Source organism: Phormidesmis sp. 146-20 (genome assembly GCF_052939475.1).
This window is the reverse complement of the sequence record NZ_JBJPHT010000005.1, coordinates 145,752-166,497: the sequence shown is the minus strand read 5'-3', so window position 1 is coordinate 166,497 and position 20,746 is coordinate 145,752. Positions and strand designations below refer to the sequence as shown.

Below are 20,746 nucleotides of genomic sequence, written 5' to 3'. Positions count from 1 at the left end.
CTGGGTTAGACGATTGGGTAACAGGAAGGATAGAAATTTACGCGAACTTTGCATAACCTTAATATTCCCGAAAAATTAATTCACTAACGGCGGCTCACCTGTGTTGCGAGTCATAAAGCCTGGGGCAGACTGATCGCTCAACTTGATAAAATGCAGCAATCAAGCGATCGCACCAGTGTTGAACTGGGCTACACAAGCTGTTTATGACGACCACATTTTCCTACCCCAACACGTCCGATTTGACCGCAGATGACTATCTAGTGCTGGGTTTGGCAACCTGTTATATCAAAGATGATGGTGAAGTGCATGAGGTGAAGGTGATTGAGCCGATTCCATCTGCGGCACTCGAAGCGATCGTCAAAGGGATTCCGACTTCTTACTCCAGAGCGATCGCGACGACGATCGGCACCGTTTTGAGAGATGAAACGCCTCAACTCCCGGATGGTTTTCCGGCCGATGCTCAATTTTGTGATGATTTCAGCTTTCGGGCGACGGCGGCGGCTCGGACGTTTAAAGCACGATCGCAGGCGCAGTCTCACATCGCGATCGGAACAACCCGCACCGACTTTAACCACTCTACCGAACGCAAACGGGTGCTCAATTCTCAGCGTATCGTCAGCACCGAAGACAACGTAAAACAGCACGAACACACTCATAAGGTGCTGTAGGCTTGGGTTTGGGCATGGGGCAACCTCAAACAATGCTTTTAGAATAGTACAAGTGTACCCTAATTTCAGCGAATATTTTTAGTAGGAGTTTACGAATGTTGAAGCTCTACGGTGGTGCGCGGAGTCGGGCCTCGATCGTGCAGTGGTATCTAGAAGAATTAGAAATTCCCTACGAGTTTGTGCTGCTGGACATGTCGGCTCAAAAACACTTGCAGCCTGAGTTTCGTCAGATTAACCCCTTTGGGAAGGTGCCCGCGATCGTCGATGGCGGCTTTTCTCTCTGGGAGTCAGGCGCAATTTTGCTTTATCTAGCTCAGAAGTACAGCAAAGAATTCGACTCGCTCGAAACTCAAGGAACGATCGCCCAGTGGATTCTGTTTGCCAACGCAACGCTGGGGCCAGGAGTATTCGTCGAGGCGAGTCGAGAGCGAGAGTTTCCCAGACTGATGCAGCCGTTAGATGAATTGTTTGGGCAGCAGCCGTTTGTGTTGGGCGATCGCTTTACGGTGGCAGATGTAGCGATCGGCTCGATGCTGTCATACATTCCTCTGATGCTGAAGCTCGATTTTGGTGCATATCCCAAAGTGGTGAACTATGTACAGCGACTGTCGGAGCGTCCTGCATTTGTTAAGACGATCGGCGGTCGAAGATAGTCCCTTTCAAGCTTGAATAGGAGCTATTCGCAGACAAAAAAGGGGATAGCTTTTACCATCCCCCATCAGTCAACAAATTTTGGGCAGAATCTACAGCTGAGGCACATAGCGTTCTTTTTCAGGAACGTTCGCATATTCAGCTACGATTTGACGAAACTCGTCGCCGTCGATCGTTTCCTTTTCAATCAGCAAATCGACCAAGCGATCGATGACTTCGCGATTTTCACGCATGATCCGGCGCGCATCGTCGTAGCAGTGTTCGACAATCATGCGGACTTGAGCATCTATGCGAGCGGCGATTTCTTCGGAGTATTCCGATCGCGCCGTCCAATCCCGACCCAGGAAGACTTCGCCTTGCTGACTTTCAAGCGAAACCGGCCCTAAATCGGACATGCCAAACCGAGTCACCATTTGACGCGCCATTCCTGTGACCTGCTGCAAGTCGTTTCCGGCTCCAGTCGTCACCTCGGAATCCCCAAAGATCACTTCTTCAGCAGCCCGACCACCCAAAGCACCCGTGATGCGTGCTAGGATTTGCGCTCTCGAAATCAACCCTTGATCTTCAGAAGGCGTAAACCAGGTCAACCCTTGCGCCTGTCCACGGGGAACCAGCGTCACTTTTTGCACAGGATCGTGAGCCTTGACCAGCGTGCCAATCACGGCATGTCCAATCTCGTGGTAAGCGATCAAACGCTTGCTCTTGCTGTCTACGAGCGGTGTGCCTTCCATGCCTGCGACGACGCGATCGACGGCATCATCCACTTCCAGCATGGTGACCGCCTCTTTGCGACGACGGGCGGTGAGAATAGCCGCTTCGTTCAACAAATTGGCGAGGTCAGCCCCAGAGAATCCGGGAGTGCGACGGGCGATCGCTTCGAGTGAAACTTCGGGAGCAATTTTTTTGTCGCGAGCGTGGACGTTGAGAATTTCCAGACGACCTTTGATATCGGGGACATCGACCGTAACTTGACGATCGAATCGGCCCGGACGCAGCAGCGCAGAATCCAAGACATCGGCGCGGTTGGTCGCAGCGATGATAATGATTCCAGTGTTGCCTTCAAAGCCATCCATCTCGGTCAGCAACTGGTTGAGGGTTTGTTCGCGTTCGTCGTTACCGCCGCCGATTCCTGCACCCCGCTGGCGACCCACTGCGTCAATTTCATCGATAAAGATGATGCAAGGTGCGTTCTCTTTGGCTTTTTTGAACAAATCACGGACGCGAGAAGCCCCCACCCCGACAAACATTTCGACAAACTCAGATCCAGAGATCGAGAAGAAAGGCACGCCAGCCTCACCTGCGATCGCTTTTGCCAACAGAGTCTTACCCGTTCCAGGCGGCCCGACCAGCAAAACGCCTTTAGGAATCCGGGCACCGACTGCGGTAAAGCGTTCTGGCTTTTTCAAAAAGGTCACGACTTCTTGCAGTTCTTCTTTGGCTTCTTCGATGCCTGCCACGTCGTCAAACAACACGCCCGTTTTGGCTTCCATCTGGAACCGAGCGCGAGATTTGCCAAAGCTCATGGCTTGACCTGGGCCACCCGGAACGTTTCCAGAACGGCGGAACAAGAAGAATAAGCCACCCAACAGCAGCACAGGGAAGACTAAATTTCCTAAAAGTCCCCAAACTGCGCCATCGTTGCGAGCAGGGTGAGAATCCAAATTAATGTTGGATTCTCTCAGACGAGTAATCAATTCGGGAGCATTGCCCGGAAGGTCAACGCGCAAACGCTGTAGCCGATTTTCCAGTTCGGGGTCGATCGCTTCAACAATGGCAGTGCGCCCACCATCATACAAATCAACGCTTTTGACCCGATTGGCATCCAAATATTCCAAAAATCGCCCGTAGGTCATGCGGGTGCTGGCGGTGTTTTTGCTCACCGTGGTGGGATTAGGAGCAAATGACCCCTGCCATAGGAAAAATCCAATAACGAGTGCAGGCAAGGCCCACAGCAGAATGGTTCTCCAGGAAGCTTTCATAAACTGGCAACCTCTATATGTGGCAACAACGGTTAAGTCTCGATCTTAAACAAAAGTGAAATTTCCTCAAGGGGAAGCGCGGATTTAAGTGGGTAGATTTCCGCTCTGTAAAGGCGCTTCTGAGAAAGTTGATTCGATTTCCAGACGTTTAATGAGAAATATCTTAATTAAATTTAACCTAATTGGGAGACATCCAGCAATCAGGTTAAAGATATGAGGTCTGATGCCATTCCCTTGCTTCAGGAATGCTGCGCTTGCTTAGTATCGATTTGCTTAGATGAGAGGTGACCGTGTTGGGGAATACGTGGTCGATCGCTCCTTTCGTGATATGGCTATTTTGTTGAATCAGAAACAGAATTCTCGGAGTGCTTGGATGCTGATCAGGCTAAAGCTAAGGGAAATTGCCGAGCAGGAAAGGTTTCAATTTATCTTATTTTCAGACGGCGAAGAACTCGCAGAAGGGCACCTTAGTGCGATTCCTGAAGGCTTGACTCAGGCGTTTGAGGACTGGCGGCAAGCCTATCTAGGGTTGGACAGCGTACGATTTCGCCTTACGCCCATCCCGACAAGGACAAACTTCTCAGAATTAGACATCGCGGGCTTTGCTAAAACGCTCAAATCGCACTTGGATGAGTGGCTCAACGGCGGTCAGGAGTGGCAAAAGGCGCGGGAAAGGTTAGCTCAAGTGCTGGCGCAAAACGCTGGCAGTGAGATTCGGGTTTTGCTGGATGTGAAGGATCATCGGCTACGGCGGTTTCCCTGGCAGGAATGGGAGTTTTTTGAAGACCACTTTCACAATGCCGAGATTGCTCTCTGTGAACGGTTTCAGCCGCCTGCTGTTTTACCTGGGTCGGGACTCGTCAAGATTTTGGTCGTGGTTGGCAATACGCAAAACATTGAGAAAGGGGTTCTCGCAGATCTGGAAGCTATCAAAAGCGTTGAGAAAAACGGCGCAGTGGTAGAAATTTTGGAACAGCCCAGTCGCCACACGCTGCTCGAAAAGCTGCGAACTCACCCCTACGAAATTTTTATTTTCACGGGACACAGCAGCAGTAACGCCAGTGGGGAGATTGGCAAAATTGCCCTTTCTGACACCGATGATTTAGAGATTGGTGAACTGAAACAGGCCCTACGATCGGCGATCGCTCAACGATTACAGCTTTGTATTTTCAATTCTTGCGATGGGTTGGGGCTGTCCAGACAGTTGGCTGAGTTAAAACTGCCCTGCACGATCGTCATGCGAGAGCCTGTTCCCGATGATGCGGCTGCCAAATTTCTCAAGGTGTTTTTGAAAAGCTTTGCGGAAGGGCGATCGTTTTTTCGCTCGTTTCGAGAGGCGCGGCAACGGCTGGAAGGCTTTAATCAATATCCGGGGGTCTGTTGGTTGCCTGCAATCAGTATCGGTCAGTCGGTACAGCCGCCCACTTGGGAGCAGTTAGCTGGCAAGGTCGCTGCGATCGCTTCAAATCCACTGCCAAAAGAGTCAGGGAACCGTAGTAAAAAGTTGATTTTGGGAAGCATTGCAGTTTTGGGATTGGTTGCAGGTGGAGTCTGGTTCTTGAATCGGACTAAACCCCAAATTCCAGCTTTAGAACCTAGCCCTGGCGTGATCGAAATCAGTCAGATTCAGTTTCCGGCAATGACAGTGAAGTATGGCGGGTCTGGCACGTTGTCACGTCTGGCAAATGGCTTAAAGGTGCTTCCGGGCGTTCCAAGCAGTTTTAATTTAGATTATGTGAAGCCGCCCGAAGAAAACGGCAGCGAAGTCGGCATTCAGATGTTGATCGATGGCGAACTCGATATTGCGCTCTCATCAACTCAACTGGAAACCAAAGATTACGATCGCGCCGCTCAAAAACAAGTGCGGATCAAGCAGGTTGCGATCGCCATTGACGGGATTGCTGTGGTCGTCAATCCCAGTTTGAATTTGGATGGGCTGACGATCGGGCAGCTAAAAGACATTTACACAGGCAAAATTACGAACTGGCAGCAAATCAATCCGTCTCTGCCCAGTTTGACCATTCAGCCCTTCTCTAATCCGCCACAGACCTCCGGCACGGCCAAAGACTTCAAAGAAAAAGTGCTAGGTAACGAAGACTTCAAGATTCCTCAAGAAAATTACACTCGTGGCTCGTTGAGTGCTGGGATAGCGAGAGTTGCTGATGCTCCGGGGGGCATTTATTATGCGACGGCTTCCGAAGCAGTCAGACAATGTACGGTAAAGCCGATTTCGGTTAGTCCGGGGGCCAGCAGCGGGTGGGTCGCGCCTTACCAGGGTAATTTAGGAAAGCGAGGGCCAGCCTGTACAGAGCAGGATCAGAACAAAGTTAACGTAGAAGCGTTTCAGCCCAATGGCCAGTATCCAGAGCGGCTAACTCGCAGGCTGTATGCGATCGTGCGTCAGGACAATGACCCCCAGCGAGCCAAACGCAAAGAGGCAGGAGAGGCTCTGATTAAGCTACTGCAAACTCAGCCAGGACAAGAACTAATCCGAGAAACAGGGTTTTATCCATTGCAGGCGGCGATCGCTTCGAGTGACCCGCAAGGGGTCGCTAACCTCTACCGGACTTCTGTAATCCTCAAAATGTAGGGGGTTGCTTTGTCTTTGTGGTAGGTGCCGACCCAGACTTGATAGCTGCCGGGGAGCCATTCTCCCTCGATTCCAGCATTTTTGTCCTGCAAATCGTCGTTGCACCAGACACCACCCGGCCCTTTGATGACGATCGTCGTGTCTTCAGAACTCTGCGTTTGAATCTTGAGATATTTGAAAGCGGCTTTTAGCTCGATCGTATGATTGGGGGCAGCATCCATAAAGCCCAAACAGCCACCCGTCGGAGAATCTGCCCGACCTGCAACCTCTTTGGCGGCAACTGATCCCCCTGTAATTCCCTTCAACTCTGTGGGGTCGGGGGAAAACTTGGGGCTAAGTGTGGCATTTTGAAACATTGGGGGACTTTGGGCTTGAGCAGGCATCGAGACGATCGCGCCTCCTATCATGGCTGAAAATACCAACACTGCCCATCTGCACTTTCGCTCGGAATGAATCTTAAGCATTGGTGTTTCTCGCGTTTGACGTGTCTGGTTCTCGAAGACGGTCTTTTTGGCAAGAGAGTTTCTCGTTGAGGGCAGAGTTGTTAGGTTCTAAGAATCCTCAACTTCAATACTGAATTTTAGGCGATCGTCGCGGCCCGTTCGAGTCGAGAACGATCATATCCCTTCTGACTTAACAACAGCCAGGACTGCACCAAATCTGGCCCATGCATCGCACCCGTCAGCGCGGCTCTCAGCGATTTCATCACCACCCCTTTTTTGACGTTCTGTTCTTTAACCACCTGCTTGATGATTTCCTGAATGCTTTCGCTGGTCAGAGAAGTAGAGGAGAGTGTTTCATGGATGGACTTGAGGGCTGCCGCCGCACCTTCCTGTTTGAGTTGAGCGATCGCTTCTTCGTCAAATTCAATCTCGCTGACAAACAGATAGCGCGTCATCTCCACGGCTTCTTGCAGGCGAGACAAGCTGGCACCAATCAGACTCGTCGTTTGCTCTAACCAGGAACGATCTGCCGGATCAACTTCATACCCCGCTGCTTGCCAATAGGGAATCAGCAGATCGGTGAGCTTGTCCACGGGCATATTGTGCAGATATTGACTATTTAACCAATTAAGCTTGTCCCAATCGAATTTAGCGCCAGCTTTGTTAACGCGATCGAAGCTAAAGTCCGCTGCTGCCTCTTCCAACGTAAAGATTTCCTGAGTCGAATCTGGAGGCGACCAGCCCAGCAGCGTCATGTAGTTGACTAACCCCTCTGCGGTGTAGCCCATTTGCTGAAAGTCGGCGATCGAGGTAACGCCATCCCGTTTCGAGAGTTTTGCCCCAGCCGAGTTAAGAATCAGCGGCGTATGCCCAAATTCTGGAACGGTGGCTCCCAGCGCTTCATACAGCAAAATTTGTTTGGGCGTGTTGCCGATGTGGTCTTCTCCCCGAATCACATGGCTAATCTGCATGTCAATGTCATCGACGACAACGACAAAGTTATAGAGCGGCTGCCCCACTTCGCTGCCTTCTGCTGCCCGCGCGATCACCATATCTCCGCCCAGATCGCGACCCTTCCAGGTGACTTTGCCGCGTACCATGTCGTTCCAGGAAATCTCGCGATCGTTCTCAATTTTGAACCGAATCACAGGCTTACGACCTTCTGCGACAAAAGCGGCTTCCTGTTCCGCTGTCAAATTGCGGTGACGGTTGTCGTATCGAGGCGCTTCTTTTTGCGCTTTTTGGGCTTCTCGCATCGCATCCAATTCTTCGGGCGTTTCGTAACTGCGGTAAGCCAGCCCGTTGTCTAAGAGCGTTTTGACCGCTTTCTCATATATCTGTAGCCGCTGCGATTGATAAAAGGGGCCTTCGTCCCAGGTCAGACCGAGCCACTGTAAGCCCTCCAAGATATTTTCGGTGAATTCGGGGCGCGATCGCTCCAGATCCGTATCTTCAATCCGCAGAATGAACTGCCCCCCCTGATGACGAGCAAAGAGCCAGTTAAACACAGCCGTTCGAGCGGTGCCAATGTGAAGCTTTCCGGTAGGGCTGGGGGCAATACGAACACGAATCATAAGGAAAAGGGTAAAGGAAAAGGATAAAAAAGAAAAAGGATGAACTCTTTAAGACAACGAATGAATTTTACTTCATCCCTCATCCCTCATCCTTCATCCTTACTTCTTAACGGGACTGACGGGGCTCGAACCCGCAACTTCCGCCGTGACAGGGCGGTGCTCTAACCAATTGAACTACAGTCCCTCACTTCTGAGGTCGCAACCTTTCAGCGCGATCTCTATTGTGCCGATCGACCCTTCTTTTGTCAAACGTTTTGCGAAAGTTTTTTGAAACAAGGCTTTTGGGAGGGCGATCGGCCCAAGTTAGCGAAACGGAATGGCATTCAATTCACTATTTTTTACGATAGTCTGCGTCCTTCCAACAGAGCGGCAAATCTTCGCCCGAAGGAAACAGTAGCGCTTCTTTGCGAAACGGAGTCGGGTCTTGCTCTTCTTGCCCTTCTTGAATCCGACCTTTGGTTTCGTCTTGAGCGGGATTAAATAAAGATTCCAGATCTAGAATTTCAACCAGGTTGCCCGTTTGTTTTTCCTGCAAAAGCATGGAGTTCTCCATAAATGCTTGAGTACGCTACCAGAATGCGGTTTCAGAAATGGCTTCTCATCTATCTGAGGGCAAGTTGGGCGATCGTCTGAGGGATAATAGCGATCGAGCGTTCCACCCAGGCTTCATGCGAACTATTGCCGAAATCAATGACAAAATCGATCGCCATCAGGCTACCGTTCTCACCGTCGAAGCCCTGAAAGCGCGAGTTGCAGAAGTCGGCGTGACTCAAGCAGCCAAAGAAGTCGATGTTGTGACAACGGGCACCTTTGAGCCGATGGAGTCTTCTGGGGCAATTTTGAATCTGGGGCAGACTGATCCACCCATTAAGATCCGTCAGTGCTGGGTCGATGGCGTGTCGGCTTATGCAGGGTTTGGGGCGGTCGATCTGTATCTCGGTGCCTCTCAAATGGTGGAGTATTCGGGCATTGGTGACGGGTCGGACAATGAGGACTCACGAGAGCGGGGCGGTGGGCATGTAATCGAGGATTTGATTGGGGGAAAGTCAGTGCATTTGCGGGCGATCGGGCAGGTGACAGACTGCTACCCTCGTGCCTCGTTTGAGACGACAATTACTCGCGAAACGATCAATCAGTTTTATCTATTCAATCCTCGTAATCTCTACCAAAATTTTATTGTTGGGGTGAATGGCGGCGATCGTCCCCTTTTCACTTATTTGGGGCCGCTACAACCTCGATTAGCGAATGCGGTTTACTCCAATCCAGGGGCGATTTCCCCGTTGCTCAATGATCCTGATTTGCAGCTAATCGGGATTGGCACGCGAATTTTCTTGGGAGGCGCGATCGGTTATGTGACCTGGGAAGGCACTCAGCACTTTCCGTTACAAAAACGACTGCCCAACCGAACTCCGATCGGGCCCGCTGCGACCTTGGCGCTGATTGGTGACGCAAAACAGATGGAGACTCGTTGGGTGAGAGGCTGCTATCTCAAGGGGTATGGCCCGTCGCTGATGTTGGGTGTAGGTGTGCCGCTGCCCGTTTTGACTGAGGAAGTGATTTTACGATGTGCCATCCAGGATCAGGATCTGGTGGCTCCGATCGTCGATTTTTCGATTCCTCGGCGGGTTCGTCCTACGTTCGGATTGGTCAGCTACGCTCAACTCAAATCTGGCAGAGTGGCGATCGACGGCAAATCTGTGCGAGTGGCCCCTTTATCGAGTATCCATCTAGCGCGACAGGTGGCGATCGAGCTAAAGCAGTGGATTGATCAAGGAAAATTTACGCTAACTGAAGCGGTTGCCCCGATTCCCAACGATCGCGCATTCATTCCTCAAGATTTGAGAGGTCGCTGATGTTTGCCAAAATCCGGGGCACCGAAATCTACTTTGATATTGAAGGGTCAGGACTGGTGCCCGACGGCTCTCGAATGCGAGAAAAACCATTGGCATTTCTGATTCACGGCGGGCCAGGAGCGGATCACACATCCTACAAGCCAACTTTTTCTGCTCTGAGCCACAAAATGCAGTTGGTGTACTTTGACCATCGAGGACAGGGGCGATCGGCACGGGGCGACAAAACGACCTACACGCTGGATCACAACGTTGAAGACATGGAAGCTTTGCGTCAGTATTTGGGATTGGGCAAAATCGTCGTGATTGGCGGCTCCTATGGGGGAATGGTGGCTCTGACCTATGCCAGTCGCTATCCTGAGAATGTGTCCCATTTGATTGCGATCGCCACCGTCCCTGATTCTCGGTTTCTGCAACGAGCGCAAGAGATTTTGGCAGAACGAGGCACCCAAGAACAGCAAGCGATCGCTCAATTTCTCTGGAATGGCAACTTTGAAACGGAGGATCAGCTACGGGAATATTTTAAGGTGATGCGATCGATGTACTCCGTCACCTACGACCCCACCGACAAATCAGCAAGTTGGGATCGCACCATTCTCTCAGTCGATGCTATCAATGTCGCGTTTGGTGGATTTCTAAAAACCTACAGTGTTTTGGATGAATTGCCCAAAATTACGGCTCCAACCCTGATTATTGCTGGCCGACACGACTGGATCTGCCAGCCCGAATTTTCAGAAGAAATGGCTAAAGTGATTCCCAACGCTGACTTAAGAATTTTTGAAAACAGCGGTCACGCCATTCGAGCCGACGAGCCAGAAGCTTTGTTGGATGCGATCGCAGGGTTCATCGTCTACAAAAAATAAGCCTGCAAAAAAATAATCAGGAATGGATCGAAATCCACCCCTGATCACTCAGCCAGACTGAAGACCTCTAAGCCTCTGTTGTGTTTGTGTCGCGCTTTTTAACAGGCTTTGGTAAGGGATCTTTGCGCGCAGGTGCGGGGGTAGACGGTGCCCCAGCGGTTGGTTTTGACGCACCTCCAGCCCGGTTAAACGGACGCGGTGACGCAAAATCTCGTCTCGGTCGATCGCCGCTCCCCCTGCTAAACGAAGATTTGGGCTTCTTCTTAGGCGGAATCATGCCGATCGGGGTTCCCTTCTCAATCACCAGCCCGTCGCCCCGTCTGCGAACTTGCAGATCCCAAAAATAGCCAACGACCTTACCAGTCAGCGTTCCTTCAAGTTTGAGCTTGAAGCATTTGCTGCGGTTGCCGTCTTTTTTGCGAGGCGCTTGCTGAATCTTCACCACCAGAGAGTTTTCTTCGGGCGTGTGAAAAATCACTTCTCCACGAATCGAGAAATAGTCATCATCCGCTTCTGACGAAGGTTGGTAAACGATCGGGGGTTCTTCATCTTCTGAAGGTTCGCCGTCTCCCTCTTCCGCCTTGTTCAGCTTCTCTGGCTCCCAAACTCCGACGATTTGAGCGTGCAGATCTTCTTCTTTCTCGCGGGTGCGGGGATACACCACCCAGAGATGGTCTTGTTCTAAGTCCAGATGATTTCTCACCAGACTCATCACCCGACCCAATAGGACGGCCTGAATTTCGGTGCCATCGGTGGTGAACAGCGTCCCACGGGTAAACTGCTCTTCTGATGCGGTATAGCGACCTCGCAGGAGACCGATCGCTCGATACTGCATTGGCTCACTCGGTGCTGGGATGGGCTTGTGGCGCAATCCGTCATCTGGAGGCGCTTCTGGCGTTTCCTCTACAAGGGGAGGCGGCGGAGTCGGCTCAGGCTCGATCGCTTTGGGTGGCATGACTGGTCTGGCCACCGGACGCATCAACGGGCGCTGGGGAGTCAGCGGGGCCGTGTCTGGGGAGGTCTCTGAGGAGCTAGATGGGGGCGTTTCAGCAGGGTCTTTATGAGTCTCAGAAGAAGCATCGTTGAGGGGTTGCTCATCCAGGGGGGCCTGGGGGGATGCGGGAGACTTGGGAGGTTGGAGAGGACGGTTGGGCAGGGGACTCATAGGCTATCATCGTCACGGGCTGAGGGCAGAGTTGCATCAGTCAGCATATTGTACTAAATGCAGTCAGACTAAGAAGGAATCCGAAAGCTTTTTGCATTTCTATAAAAGATTATGGAATGCGCTTTTCAGAATTTCTGCTGGGGAGCCATCTCAGAGGTTGTCGAAAAGGTTGACCCACAGACTCATTCTTAGCATTTACGTTGGTCAGCATCAATAACGCTGTGTCTATGATACTGATTTCTGATGACTGACAAATCGACTCCAGGCAGACAATTTTAAGATTTCCCTGGTTCTCTGACGGATCAACAGACCCGGTTTGTATCAAGCCTCACAGTTAGAAGATTTCTATCGCCAAATCTATCCCAATGGAGGACACAGCATGGAGAAAATCTGTCTTGTGTGGCTCTGTTTCTAGATCGATCTGTTTCTCGATTGAGATGGGCGATCGCACAGAGCAGACCTCTTTCTTTTAACCTGCTGCTTAAATGCTCGGCGGCTCATGTTAAGCCAGTTTGATGAAGTCTTTTAACTTCGTTGATTTGGGCAGAAGGTCGATTATTGGTCAAGCATTGACACGATTTGTAACCAGGAAATGAGTGCCCTACTGCTGTTTCTACTTTTTTAGCAAAACCCCTTGACTCTGACGTGACGTGAGGCTTTTAGGATGAACTCGTTCACAGTTAGAGCAAATCAAGGAGGAACAGGATGCAAACCACGGGGTTGAAAGTGGGCGATTTAGCAAAACAAACAGGAGTCTCTGTTCGGACGTTGCACTACTACGATGAAATCGGTTTATTGTCGCCTTCTCATCGTACCGAAACAGGTTATCGACTGTATGACGAAGCGGACATTATTCGATTGCAGCAAATTGTGTCGCTGCGGCAGGTTGGGTTCTCTTTAGAGGACATTCGATCGTGTTTGGATCAGCCTGATTCTTCACTTGATCACATTATTCAGTTACATCTCACTCGTCTGCGCGAACAAATTGATTTATCTCATCGATTGCTCACCCGATTGGAAGCGATCGCACAGACCCTAAACTCAGCAGAATCTGTTTCTGTCACGACTTTAATTCAAACCATTGAGGCTATTTCTATGTTGGAAAAGTACTACACGCCAGAACAATTAGAAACGCTCAAGCAACGTCAGGAGTTGGTGGGTGAGGAGAGAATTCGTCAAGTGGAACTAGAATGGCAGGAACTGCTGGAGCAGGTTCGCAATGAGATGGAAAAGGGCACCGATCCAACTAGCGAGTCAGTGTTAAGGTTGGCTCGACAATCACTCGCGTTGATTCATGAATTTACAGGCGGGGATGCAGGAATTGAACGATCACTGCACACGATGTATCAGCAAGAAGGAGCGGACGTTGCCAGTCGGGGGGTTGTTAATTCGGCTACCTCTGAATATTTGAGTAGAGCGGTGGCAGCTCTAGAAGGATCAGAATCGTGAGCTTCTACGATGGGTGAGAGGGGCACCAGTCTCTCGTATCACTTCCAGGGTGTCAAGGTGTAAAGAAAAAAGTTAGATAGGGGACTTGGACAGGGGACTTGAACAGGGAACTTTAGACAGAAGACTTTGGACAGGGGACTTTAGACGGGGGGCTTCTGACTCTGGGCAGTTGTCTGGTGGGGTTGACTAGAATGGGGGCTAGAGGGTCTGGGCATTTTCAGTTCTTTCACGGCTTAATCTTTGTTTCAGGATGCGATCGATGCAAATTCCTTTTGTTGGTAAAGATAAAAAGCTCCCTCGATGGCTGCTGGGGTTGATGGTGGCTGGGGTGATTGCGATCCCGGCGGGTACTTATTGGGCTTCGCGCACGGCGACTCCGCAGGCAGATATCAAGACGCTGACGACCCCGGTGAAGTCTGAAACCTTGACGATGCGAATTACGGCCAGTGGCACGATCGCACCTGTTCAGACCGTCAATCTCAGTCCCAAAACACCTAGCCGCATTGCAGAATTGTATGTCGAGCAGGGCGATCGGGTAGAGGCGGGTCAAGTGATTGCTCGGATGGAAAACAACGAACTGCAAGCCCAGCGCGCTCAGGCGGTTGCCAGCCTCGAAGAAGCCCAACAGCGGCTCAATCAGCTAAAAGTTGGGACTCGTGTCGAAGAGATTCGTCAATCAGAGTCAGAAGTGACTCGCGCCCAGGGTGAGATCAACCGCGTCCAGGGGCAGATTGCCGATGCTCAATCGCAGTTAGAATTCGCTCGAACCCAGACTCGACGGCAGAGAGAACTGGCCAACCAGGGAGCGATCGCCGCCAACTCGCTCGACGAATTTCTTCGCAAAGAACGTAGCGCCCAGGAAGCTTTAAACCAAGTTCGCGCCCAGCTAAGTCAGTCTCAAGCTCAATACAGTCAGGCGGTGCAGCAGCTTGCTCAAAAACGCAACGGGGCGACTCGTGAGGAGATTGGTCAGGCGGAGGCGAGAGTAGCGGCTGCGGTGGCTCAGGTCAAGCAGATTGATTCTAATTTGGCGGATACGGTGATTCGTGCGCCTTTTGCAGGGCAGATTACGCAACGCTACGCCAGTGTGGGAGCCTTTGTTACCCCGACGACTTCTGCTTCGGCGACCTCTTCGGCGACTTCAACGTCGATCGTCGCCCTCGCCACTGAGTTAGAAGTGTTGGCTAAGGTGCCCGAAGTGGATATTGGCAACATTAAGCAGGGTCAGTCGGTTGAGGTGAGAGTAGACGCTTTTCGGCAGGAAGTCTTTAAGGGGCGAGTTCGTTTGATTGCGCCCGAAGCGGTCATCGATCGCGATGTCACCTCGTTTCAAGTGCGGATTCAGTTACTTTCGGGGCAAAACAAGCTGCGATCGGGGATGAATGCCGATTTAAGTTTCTTAGGTAACCAATTAAACAATGCCTTGATGGTGCCAACGGTCGCAGTCGTGACCCGCCAGGGACAAACGGGCGTACTCGTCCCAGGAGCAAAAAATCAACCAGAATTTAAGGAAGTTACGATCGGCACAAGCATGGGAAATCAAACCCAAATTACCGAAGGATTGAATGCAGGCGATCAGGTTTTTGTACAGCTTCCCGAAGGGCAAAAACTACAAACAATCATTGACGGCGACACCAACAAATAGGACAGCAGAAACATATGGCAATGGACTGGCTTGAAAGTGGAAAAATGGCAGTCAAAACGCTCACTGCGAATAAACTGCGAAGTAGCTTAACCATGCTGGGAATGATCATCGGCAACGCTTCGGTGATTGCGATGATCGGTATTGGACAAGGGGCACAGCGACTCGCTTCTGAACAGTTTGAGTCATTGGGGCCGAACGTTCTTTTTGTTACGCCGGGGTCAGGTCAGGCCAGACAGAGAACGACTAACTTGCCAAGAACGCTGGTCTGGGGAGATGCCATTGCGATCGCCACTCAAGTCCCTTCGGTCAAAGAAGTCGCGGCTCAAAGACAGTCTCAACAGCCGATCGTGTATGGGGGACGCAACCGCAGTTCTTTAGTCGTGGGAACGACCCCAGAATTTCTCTCAGTCCGCGATTTTGATGTGGCTAAAGGACGGTTTTTGACCAATGCCGATCTCGATCGCAGTACCAAGGTTGCTGTTTTGGGGCCTGAGTTAGCGGCGGATTATTTTGGCACCAAAGACCCGATCGGACAGCGGATACGAATCCGCAACATTAGTTTTGAAGTGATTGGAGTGATGCAGGCGAAGGGGTCATTTTTGGGCAGCAATCAGGATGACGCGGTTTATATTCCCTTGACGACGACGGCTAATCTGCTGACCGGACGCACTTCACCTTATGGACTGGATCTCACCTTTGTTTCGGTATCTGCCAAAGATGAAGCAAGTGTCCAGGCGGCCGAATTCCAAATTACAAACCTGCTGCGCCTGAGACACAAAATCGTCAACGAAGACGATTTCACCGTCCAGACTCAAAAAGACATCCTTCGCATCGTCGGCACGATTACTGGAGGCCTCACCGCAATGCTGGCCGCGATCGCCGGAATCTCGCTCCTCGTCGGCGGCATCGGCATTATGAACATCATGCTGGTTTCTGTCACCGAACGAACCCAAGAAATTGGCTTAAGAAAAGCGATCGGAGCCACCGAACAGGATGTCCTCGTCCAATTCATGATCGAAGCCGTTCTCTTATCAGCCGCAGGTGGACTCATTGGCACCGCTGTCGGAGTGAGTGGAATTCTCCTCGTTTCTGCGTTCAGTCCCCTACAGGCAGGTGTCGCACCGATGGCGATCGCCCTAGCCGTAAGTGTATCCGGCACGATCGGACTCGTCTTTGGAGTCATTCCCGCCCGCCAAGCCGCAAAACTCGACCCGATCGTCGCCCTCCGCAGTGCCTAACTCTGTCATCCTCCAAATAAAACGCGAGACCTCAACTCCCACCAACCAATTCTTTCATCCCTCATCCCTCATCCCTCCCCATGCCCCAACCTGTGATCATCCGACTCGAAGAAGTCACCAAAGTCTACGGCTCTGGCGAGACTGAAGTTCATGCTCTGGCGGGTGTGGATTTGATTGTCGAACAGGGCGAATATTGCGCCATCATGGGCGCTTCTGGATCGGGCAAATCAACGATGATGAATATTATTGGCTGTCTCGATCGCCCCACTGCCGGACGCTACTACTTAGACGGGGTAGACGTTTCGGGACTTCAGGACAAAGATCTGGCGCACGTTCGCAATCTCAAACTGGGCTTTGTGTTTCAGCAGTTTCATCTATTGCCGCAGTTGAGTGCGCTCGAAAACGTCATGCTGCCGATGGTCTATGCCAGCGTTCCGTCGGAGGAGCGTCACAACCGGGCGAAAGAGGCGCTGATTAAAGTGGGACTCGAAAATCGGCTGGCCAATCGTCCCAATCAATTGTCAGGCGGACAACAACAACGGGTGGCGATCGCGCGGGCTATTGTCAATCGTCCCGTTCTTTTGCTGGCAGATGAGCCGACGGGCGCGTTAGATTCTGAAACCACCAAAGAAATTCTCAGCATCTTCACCGAACTGAATGCGAGTGGCATGACCGTCGTGATGGTGACACACGAACCGGATGTGGCCCGCTGTACTCGCCGTGTCATTTGGTTCAAAGATGGGCAAGTCAGAAAGCCATATCTCGCGCCTGAAGAGTTGGGCACGGTGACGGCCGCCTGATGACCTCAGTGTGATTTTTTAGCAAATTCGGCGGGAAGCCCCGCGCTCTACCTGTACTCAGGTGAGCGTCGGGATGAAAGCCAGGGCGTTGATGAACTGTCCCCTTGAACAATGTAGAGCGAAGCCCCGCGAGTGATTGGGGACGGTGAAGAAACGCCAATCTCTTACAACTCACCACGAGTTACTTTGTCTAGAAGTTCTTTCGGTTGAGTCTGCACATATCGAATCAGGATGTCTAGCTTTGTGACACCCACCGAATCAATTGAGTAAGACTCATTCCAAAACACTCTAGCGGTCTTCTCTCCAGTTCTACGGCTGATTTTCGGATAGTAAGTTTTTGCTAAATGGTCTGCGAATTCTTGGTTCATTTTGCGACTTGAAACACTTTTAATGTTGCCAATAAATTTATCAAGGTCGGTTTGAGGAAAGAACCTGAAAACGAGGTGAAAGTGATTTGGCTCTCCGTTGCCTTCAACGTATTCGCACTGCCACTTGGCGCAAAGATCTTTGATGATCTCCTTCAGTCTTTCCAGCATCGGCTCTGTAATCACGCTATATCGATATTTGGTTGTTAATACTAAATGAGCGTGTAAGCGACTAACACCCCTAGAACGTGTTTTGTACCCGCGTTTCACTGACTTTTAATAAATGAACGTGATATAATTATCGCATGAGAACCGCATATCAGTATCGATTACGTCCAACCTCTAGCCAAGTCGCCACATTGAGCAACTGGCTAGATTTGCTGCGTCGTCAGTATAACTATCGACTCGGTGAGCGGTTCTCATGGTATGAGCAAAATCGCTGTGATATCAACGCTTGTGCGCTAATCTGCTACTTGCCAGAACGACGAGACAACCCTGATTTCTATTCGCAGAAGCGGGATTTGGTCAACTCGAAAGCGCTGTTTCCTGAGTACGCAGATATCCATTCTCAAGTGCTGCAAGACTGCATTGCGCGGGTAAAGAAGACATTCGACCGATGGATGAAGGGAGATTGCAACGGTAAGAAATCAGGGAAGCCACGATTCAAGGGAGTGGGGCGATATCGCTCGTTCACATTTCCTCAGATGAAGCAAGATTGCATTCAAGGCAAGTTCATCAAACTGCCGATGATTGGCAATGTGAAGCTGATTCAGCACCGTCCGTTACCCGATGGATTCAAGATCAAGACTGCCACTATCAGCCATAAAGTTGACGGATGGTACGTTGTCTTGAGTCTCGAAGATGCTTCTGTACCCGTTCTCACTCCTGATATTCCAGCAATGGAAAACACTATCGGGATTGATCTGGGTTTGAAGTCGTTTCTAACGGATGATTTGGGCAACGAGGTTGCAATCCCTCAGCATTACCGGAAAGCTGAGAGGAACCTGAAGCGGTTACAGCGTTCACTTTCTCGTAAAAAGAAAGGCTCCTTGCGTCGTAAAAAAGCGATTAAGCGCGTCGGTAAGGCTCATCTGAAAGTCTCGAATACTCGTAAGGACTTTCACTACAAAACCGCGAACAAGCTGTTGTTGCAAGGAAAGCACGTTGCACATGAAAAGCTGAATATCAAAGGACTTGCTAAGTCTCGACTGGCAAAATCGGTAAACGATGCTGGATGGAGTCAATTCCTGCAAATTCTTTCAATCAAGGCTGAAAGAGCCGGGTTGCTCACGATTGCGGTGAATCCAAACGGTACATCTCAAGACTGCTCAAACTGCGGTCAAAAGGTCAAGAAAGCACTATCCGAGCGGTGGCACTTCTGCCACAACTGCGGGTGTAGTCTTGACCGTGACCATAACGCAGCAATCAATATCAAACACAGAGCGGTAGGGCATTCCGTTCTTAAAGCTCATCTAACGTCCGATGCAATAGCAGGAGTCGATGAGAAGCCAGCGTTCTATGCGTCAGCATGAACGTCTGGAGTATGTCACTCATTCATACTAGGTCGCGATCGGACTAAGCTCGTATTCTCTCGTCATCAGAATGTTGAGCAAAAATCTCTAATCGTTTGTTCTTGAGATAAGTATTGGAGAGATCCTTTATGATTACTAGAAGCGCATTCGGCCCGCAAAAGATCGGGATCTGTGCTGCTCTCGTCACAATACTCTTAGTTGAAGCGAGTAAAAGCAGTTTAGCGCAAATTGTGCCTGACAATACACTAGGTACTGAAGTTGCCGAAGGCATTCTAGCATTCACACTTTATTGACTACTCTCGCGAAGGAATAGAAACGAATTGTGAATGCTAAAACGCTTGCTGGGAGAAGGTTACATCGTTTTTTAGCAATTTTACTTCTTCTAAAGTGGCATAAGAGAGACAGCGCTTTGAAGTTAAATGTTTTGTCGAACGAGGGCTAATTGCAGGACACTTCACCGGCTTTGGGCGTGGCATCTGGGTAGAAGGTGACGATCGCTCGATTTGTTTTGACAAACACCGCTTTAAAGGGTGGAGCCGCATTATCGCGCACGGTAAGTAGACAAGCTTGCTGACCCCTGTTTCTGAAAGCTTTGAAAGCCTGGGTCGCGTCGGTCAAAATCTCTTGAGCATTGCTCACATAGGAGTAGCCTTTTTTAGTATCTCTGGTGACAATGCGATCGCCCTGTCTCACCTCGACCCCCAGGGTATAAATTCCGCCCTCCATCACCTCTTCGGCTCTAGAATTATTGGGCAATCGTCCAGCAATGCCTTGAGTTTGTAGCTGCAAATATCTGCCCGCAAAATGCAGTCCACCAATCTGCCGCACGCCTTTGATTTGTCCACAAAAGATATGCTCAAATCCACTTCTGTCTGACCAGACGGTGATCAAGTCGTCGCGAAACTGCTGATCGCTGCTGCGTCCCGGAAACAACTCGCCGCCCACCGATCGCTTCACACTTCTCACCACATCCGGAGACTCGGCAAACAATCGTCTCAGGCTGACCGTGTTAACTTTGCTGCCAAAGGCTCCGCAAGTCTGCAACACTTTCTGATCAAAGGCATTCAAGCTAGGCGGATTGGGCGTAATATCAACTCGCTGATTTCTAGGAATGCCAACCGCAACGGGATTGTTAACTTGATCAAAAAAGGGCAATAGTTTTGAATTAGGCTGAGAACGCTGTTTGGAATGACTCTGATAATCTGTCTGGGAAACTTGAGCGATCGCTGGTTGAATCAGTGATGGAACCGCTCCTAACAACAGCAGCGAAAATCCACCAACACAACTTTTTAACAACCTGAACATAGATGAGATTCTCTTAACGACAATGTAAGCCAAAACACGAGAGAAACGGTCTGAATACTCCTGTGACGTGATTGCGCCTCTAGAGAGTTCCCGGTTGGATGAGAATAAAATGAATTCTATAGGTGTAAAGAATTACGTAGAAAAATCGCGATCGTCACCCTCCACCTGATCTTCATCGCTTCATAACCCTAAAGTGCATTAGACTAAGGGCATTCATCGCTTTGAGTGGGTGGGGAGGCTTCAGGATTGGGTTTGATTCGATCCTGATGAGCGATTAACCGTGTTGAAAACAGTTCTATTCCCTACAGCGCACGACTGCCATGCGTAACAGATTCCCGTTTGGATTAATTCTGCTTCTCAGCCTTGTCTATATCGGGTTTGGTGACCAGTTTCTACCGTTCTCGCTCGGTCGCTACAGCTTTCAGGCACGCAGTTCGCTCAATCAAATCATGGTGGGGGCGTTTCCGAGTTGGCGACCTAAAGCAGATCCCCAACAGCGCACTCAGGAAGCCGTCAAGCAAACTGAGAAGGGAGAGCAAAAAACGAATTAGATTTGAGGTTTGAGTTAAAGCGTTGAGTTGTCGGTTGAGGCATTGTCTAAACTTTTGGCGATCGCCCTCACTCAAACC

General features: G+C 50.5%; 19 protein-coding genes and 1 tRNA gene. 12 read left to right on the top strand and 8 right to left on the bottom strand.

Features of this window, described 5'->3' with window-relative positions; genetic code table 11:
• The first annotated feature begins 203 nt into the window (after window positions 1-203).
• Together ACKFKH_RS06735 and ACKFKH_RS06730 are read left to right on the top strand one after the other, a co-directional pair.
• The gene (locus ACKFKH_RS06735) at window positions 204-668 is read left to right on the top strand and encodes a hypothetical protein (RefSeq protein WP_446857485.1); all 465 of its coding nucleotides are present in this window, start codon (window positions 204-206) and stop codon (window positions 666-668) included.
• 95 nt (window positions 669-763) lie between these two features.
• Window positions 764-1,321, top strand: a complete 558-nt coding sequence (locus ACKFKH_RS06730; RefSeq protein WP_446857484.1) for a glutathione S-transferase family protein — start codon at window positions 764-766, stop codon at window positions 1,319-1,321.
• Between the two features lie 90 nt (window positions 1,322-1,411).
• Here ACKFKH_RS06730 and ftsH2 read toward each other — a convergent pair whose 3' ends face one another.
• Window positions 1,412-3,298, bottom strand: a complete 1,887-nt coding sequence (gene ftsH2 / locus ACKFKH_RS06725; RefSeq protein ID WP_446857483.1) for an ATP-dependent zinc metalloprotease FtsH2 — start codon at window positions 3,296-3,298, stop codon at window positions 1,412-1,414.
• Window positions 3,299-3,575: 277 nt separating this feature from the next.
• On the opposite strand from ftsH2, the gene ACKFKH_RS06720 reads away from it, so the two are divergent.
• Window positions 3,576-5,888, top strand: a complete 2,313-nt coding sequence (locus ACKFKH_RS06720) for a substrate-binding domain-containing protein (protein ID WP_446857482.1) — start codon at window positions 3,576-3,578, stop codon at window positions 5,886-5,888.
• Here ACKFKH_RS06720 and ACKFKH_RS06715 read toward each other — a convergent pair.
• The 4 genes from ACKFKH_RS06715 to ACKFKH_RS06700 all read right to left on the bottom strand — a co-directional run bounded on the left by ACKFKH_RS06715 (window position 5,858) and on the right by ACKFKH_RS06700 (window position 8,446).
• Entirely contained in the window at window positions 5,858-6,313 is a 456-nt protein-coding gene (locus ACKFKH_RS06715) for a hypothetical protein (protein ID WP_446857481.1), read from the bottom strand. The two genes, ACKFKH_RS06720 and ACKFKH_RS06715, sit on opposite strands and share 31 nt — an antisense overlap.
• A 155-nt stretch (window positions 6,314-6,468) precedes the next feature.
• On the bottom strand, window positions 6,469-7,905 hold the full coding sequence (gene gltX, locus ACKFKH_RS06710; protein WP_446857480.1) for a glutamate--tRNA ligase: 1,437 nt from the start codon (window positions 7,903-7,905) through the stop codon (window positions 6,469-6,471).
• 110 nt (window positions 7,906-8,015) lie between these two features.
• Window positions 8,016-8,089: transfer RNA gene (locus ACKFKH_RS06705), tRNA-Asp, on the bottom strand.
• Window positions 8,090-8,236: 147 nt separating this feature from the next.
• Window positions 8,237-8,446, bottom strand: a complete 210-nt coding sequence (locus ACKFKH_RS06700; protein WP_446857479.1) for an acetyltransferase — start codon at window positions 8,444-8,446, stop codon at window positions 8,237-8,239.
• A 49-nt stretch (window positions 8,447-8,495) separates the two neighbouring features.
• Here ACKFKH_RS06700 and ACKFKH_RS06695 point away from each other — a divergent pair, with 49 nt between their 5' ends.
• Both ACKFKH_RS06695 and ACKFKH_RS06690 read left to right on the top strand, forming a co-directional pair.
• Window positions 8,496-9,758 carry a homocysteine biosynthesis protein gene (locus tag ACKFKH_RS06695; RefSeq protein ID WP_446857478.1) on the top strand — a complete coding sequence of 421 codons (1,263 nt, stop codon included), beginning with the start codon at window positions 8,496-8,498 and terminating at the stop codon, window positions 9,756-9,758.
• Window positions 9,758-10,618, top strand: a complete 861-nt coding sequence (locus ACKFKH_RS06690) for an alpha/beta fold hydrolase (RefSeq protein ID WP_446857477.1) — start codon at window positions 9,758-9,760, stop codon at window positions 10,616-10,618. The genes ACKFKH_RS06695 and ACKFKH_RS06690 overlap by 1 nt, the downstream gene beginning before the upstream one ends.
• A 67-nt stretch (window positions 10,619-10,685) precedes the next feature.
• Here the strand turns inward: ACKFKH_RS06690 and ACKFKH_RS06685 are convergent, their stop codons facing one another.
• A complete protein-coding gene (locus ACKFKH_RS06685; protein WP_446857476.1) occupies window positions 10,686-11,783 on the bottom strand; it encodes a hypothetical protein in 1,098 nt (365 codons plus the stop codon).
• Window positions 11,784-12,488: 705 nt separating this feature from the next.
• Here ACKFKH_RS06685 and ACKFKH_RS06680 point away from each other — a divergent pair.
• The 4 genes from ACKFKH_RS06680 to ACKFKH_RS06665 all read left to right on the top strand — a co-directional run bounded on the left by ACKFKH_RS06680 (window position 12,489) and on the right by ACKFKH_RS06665 (window position 16,915).
• Window positions 12,489-13,232 carry a MerR family transcriptional regulator gene (locus tag ACKFKH_RS06680; protein ID WP_446857475.1) on the top strand — a complete coding sequence of 248 codons (744 nt, stop codon included), beginning with the start codon at window positions 12,489-12,491 and terminating at the stop codon, window positions 13,230-13,232.
• A gap of 259 nt (window positions 13,233-13,491) precedes the next feature.
• The gene (locus ACKFKH_RS06675) at window positions 13,492-14,877 is read left to right on the top strand and encodes an efflux RND transporter periplasmic adaptor subunit (protein WP_446857474.1); all 1,386 of its coding nucleotides are present in this window, start codon (window positions 13,492-13,494) and stop codon (window positions 14,875-14,877) included.
• A 20-nt stretch (window positions 14,878-14,897) separates the two neighbouring features.
• Window positions 14,898-16,115: an ABC transporter permease gene (locus ACKFKH_RS06670; protein WP_446857473.1), complete on the top strand. Its 1,218-nt coding sequence runs from the start codon at window positions 14,898-14,900 to the stop codon at window positions 16,113-16,115.
• A gap of 80 nt (window positions 16,116-16,195) precedes the next feature.
• Window positions 16,196-16,915 carry an ABC transporter ATP-binding protein gene (locus tag ACKFKH_RS06665; RefSeq protein ID WP_446857472.1) on the top strand — a complete coding sequence of 240 codons (720 nt, stop codon included), beginning with the start codon at window positions 16,196-16,198 and terminating at the stop codon, window positions 16,913-16,915.
• Window positions 16,916-17,079: 164 nt separating this feature from the next.
• Here ACKFKH_RS06665 and tnpA read toward each other — a convergent pair whose 3' ends face one another.
• Window positions 17,080-17,550 carry an IS200/IS605 family transposase gene (gene tnpA / locus ACKFKH_RS06660; protein ID WP_446857471.1) on the bottom strand — a complete coding sequence of 157 codons (471 nt, stop codon included), beginning with the start codon at window positions 17,548-17,550 and terminating at the stop codon, window positions 17,080-17,082.
• 35 nt (window positions 17,551-17,585) lie between these two features.
• Between tnpA and ACKFKH_RS06655 the strand changes: the two genes are divergently transcribed.
• Both ACKFKH_RS06655 and ACKFKH_RS06650 read left to right on the top strand, forming a co-directional pair.
• Window positions 17,586-18,812 (top strand): RNA-guided endonuclease InsQ/TnpB family protein, encoded by a 1,227-nt coding sequence (locus ACKFKH_RS06655; protein WP_446857470.1) that lies wholly within the window; start codon window positions 17,586-17,588, stop codon window positions 18,810-18,812.
• A gap of 128 nt (window positions 18,813-18,940) precedes the next feature.
• Window positions 18,941-19,105, top strand: a complete 165-nt coding sequence (locus ACKFKH_RS06650; RefSeq protein WP_446857469.1) for a hypothetical protein — start codon at window positions 18,941-18,943, stop codon at window positions 19,103-19,105.
• A gap of 145 nt (window positions 19,106-19,250) precedes the next feature.
• On the opposite strand, the gene ACKFKH_RS06645 is transcribed toward ACKFKH_RS06650, so the two are convergent.
• Window positions 19,251-20,117 (bottom strand): EndoU domain-containing protein, encoded by an 867-nt coding sequence (locus tag ACKFKH_RS06645; RefSeq protein ID WP_446857468.1) that lies wholly within the window; start codon window positions 20,115-20,117, stop codon window positions 19,251-19,253.
• A gap of 320 nt (window positions 20,118-20,437) precedes the next feature.
• Here ACKFKH_RS06645 and ACKFKH_RS06640 point away from each other — a divergent pair, with 320 nt between their 5' ends.
• Window positions 20,438-20,668 (top strand): hypothetical protein, encoded by a 231-nt coding sequence (locus ACKFKH_RS06640; RefSeq protein ID WP_446857467.1) that lies wholly within the window; start codon window positions 20,438-20,440, stop codon window positions 20,666-20,668.
• Window positions 20,669-20,746 lie beyond the last annotated feature (78 nt).

Coding starts and splice junctions, on each gene's coding strand:
- ACKFKH_RS06735 (WP_446857485.1), top strand. CDS start 204: ATGACGACCACATTTTCCTACCCCAACACGTCCGATTTGACCGCAGAT.
- ACKFKH_RS06730 (WP_446857484.1), top strand. CDS start 764: ATGTTGAAGCTCTACGGTGGTGCGCGGAGTCGGGCCTCGATCGTGCAG.
- ftsH2 (WP_446857483.1), bottom strand. CDS start 3,298: ATGAAAGCTTCCTGGAGAACCATTCTGCTGTGGGCCTTGCCTGCACTC.
- ACKFKH_RS06720 (WP_446857482.1), top strand. CDS start 3,576: ATGAGAGGTGACCGTGTTGGGGAATACGTGGTCGATCGCTCCTTTCGT.
- gltX (WP_446857480.1), bottom strand. CDS start 7,905: ATGATTCGTGTTCGTATTGCCCCCAGCCCTACCGGAAAGCTTCACATT.
- ACKFKH_RS06700 (WP_446857479.1), bottom strand. CDS start 8,446: ATGCTTTTGCAGGAAAAACAAACGGGCAACCTGGTTGAAATTCTAGAT.
- ACKFKH_RS06695 (WP_446857478.1), top strand. CDS start 8,496: ATGGCTTCTCATCTATCTGAGGGCAAGTTGGGCGATCGTCTGAGGGAT.
- ACKFKH_RS06690 (WP_446857477.1), top strand. CDS start 9,758: ATGTTTGCCAAAATCCGGGGCACCGAAATCTACTTTGATATTGAAGGG.
- ACKFKH_RS06685 (WP_446857476.1), bottom strand. CDS start 11,783: ATGAGTCCCCTGCCCAACCGTCCTCTCCAACCTCCCAAGTCTCCCGCA.
- ACKFKH_RS06680 (WP_446857475.1), top strand. CDS start 12,489: ATGCAAACCACGGGGTTGAAAGTGGGCGATTTAGCAAAACAAACAGGA.
- ACKFKH_RS06675 (WP_446857474.1), top strand. CDS start 13,492: ATGCAAATTCCTTTTGTTGGTAAAGATAAAAAGCTCCCTCGATGGCTG.
- ACKFKH_RS06670 (WP_446857473.1), top strand. CDS start 14,898: ATGGACTGGCTTGAAAGTGGAAAAATGGCAGTCAAAACGCTCACTGCG.
- ACKFKH_RS06665 (WP_446857472.1), top strand. CDS start 16,196: ATGCCCCAACCTGTGATCATCCGACTCGAAGAAGTCACCAAAGTCTAC.
- ACKFKH_RS06655 (WP_446857470.1), top strand. CDS start 17,586: ATGAGAACCGCATATCAGTATCGATTACGTCCAACCTCTAGCCAAGTC.
- ACKFKH_RS06650 (WP_446857469.1), top strand. CDS start 18,941: ATGATTACTAGAAGCGCATTCGGCCCGCAAAAGATCGGGATCTGTGCT.
- ACKFKH_RS06645 (WP_446857468.1), bottom strand. CDS start 20,117: ATGTTCAGGTTGTTAAAAAGTTGTGTTGGTGGATTTTCGCTGCTGTTG.
- ACKFKH_RS06640 (WP_446857467.1), top strand. CDS start 20,438: ATGCGTAACAGATTCCCGTTTGGATTAATTCTGCTTCTCAGCCTTGTC.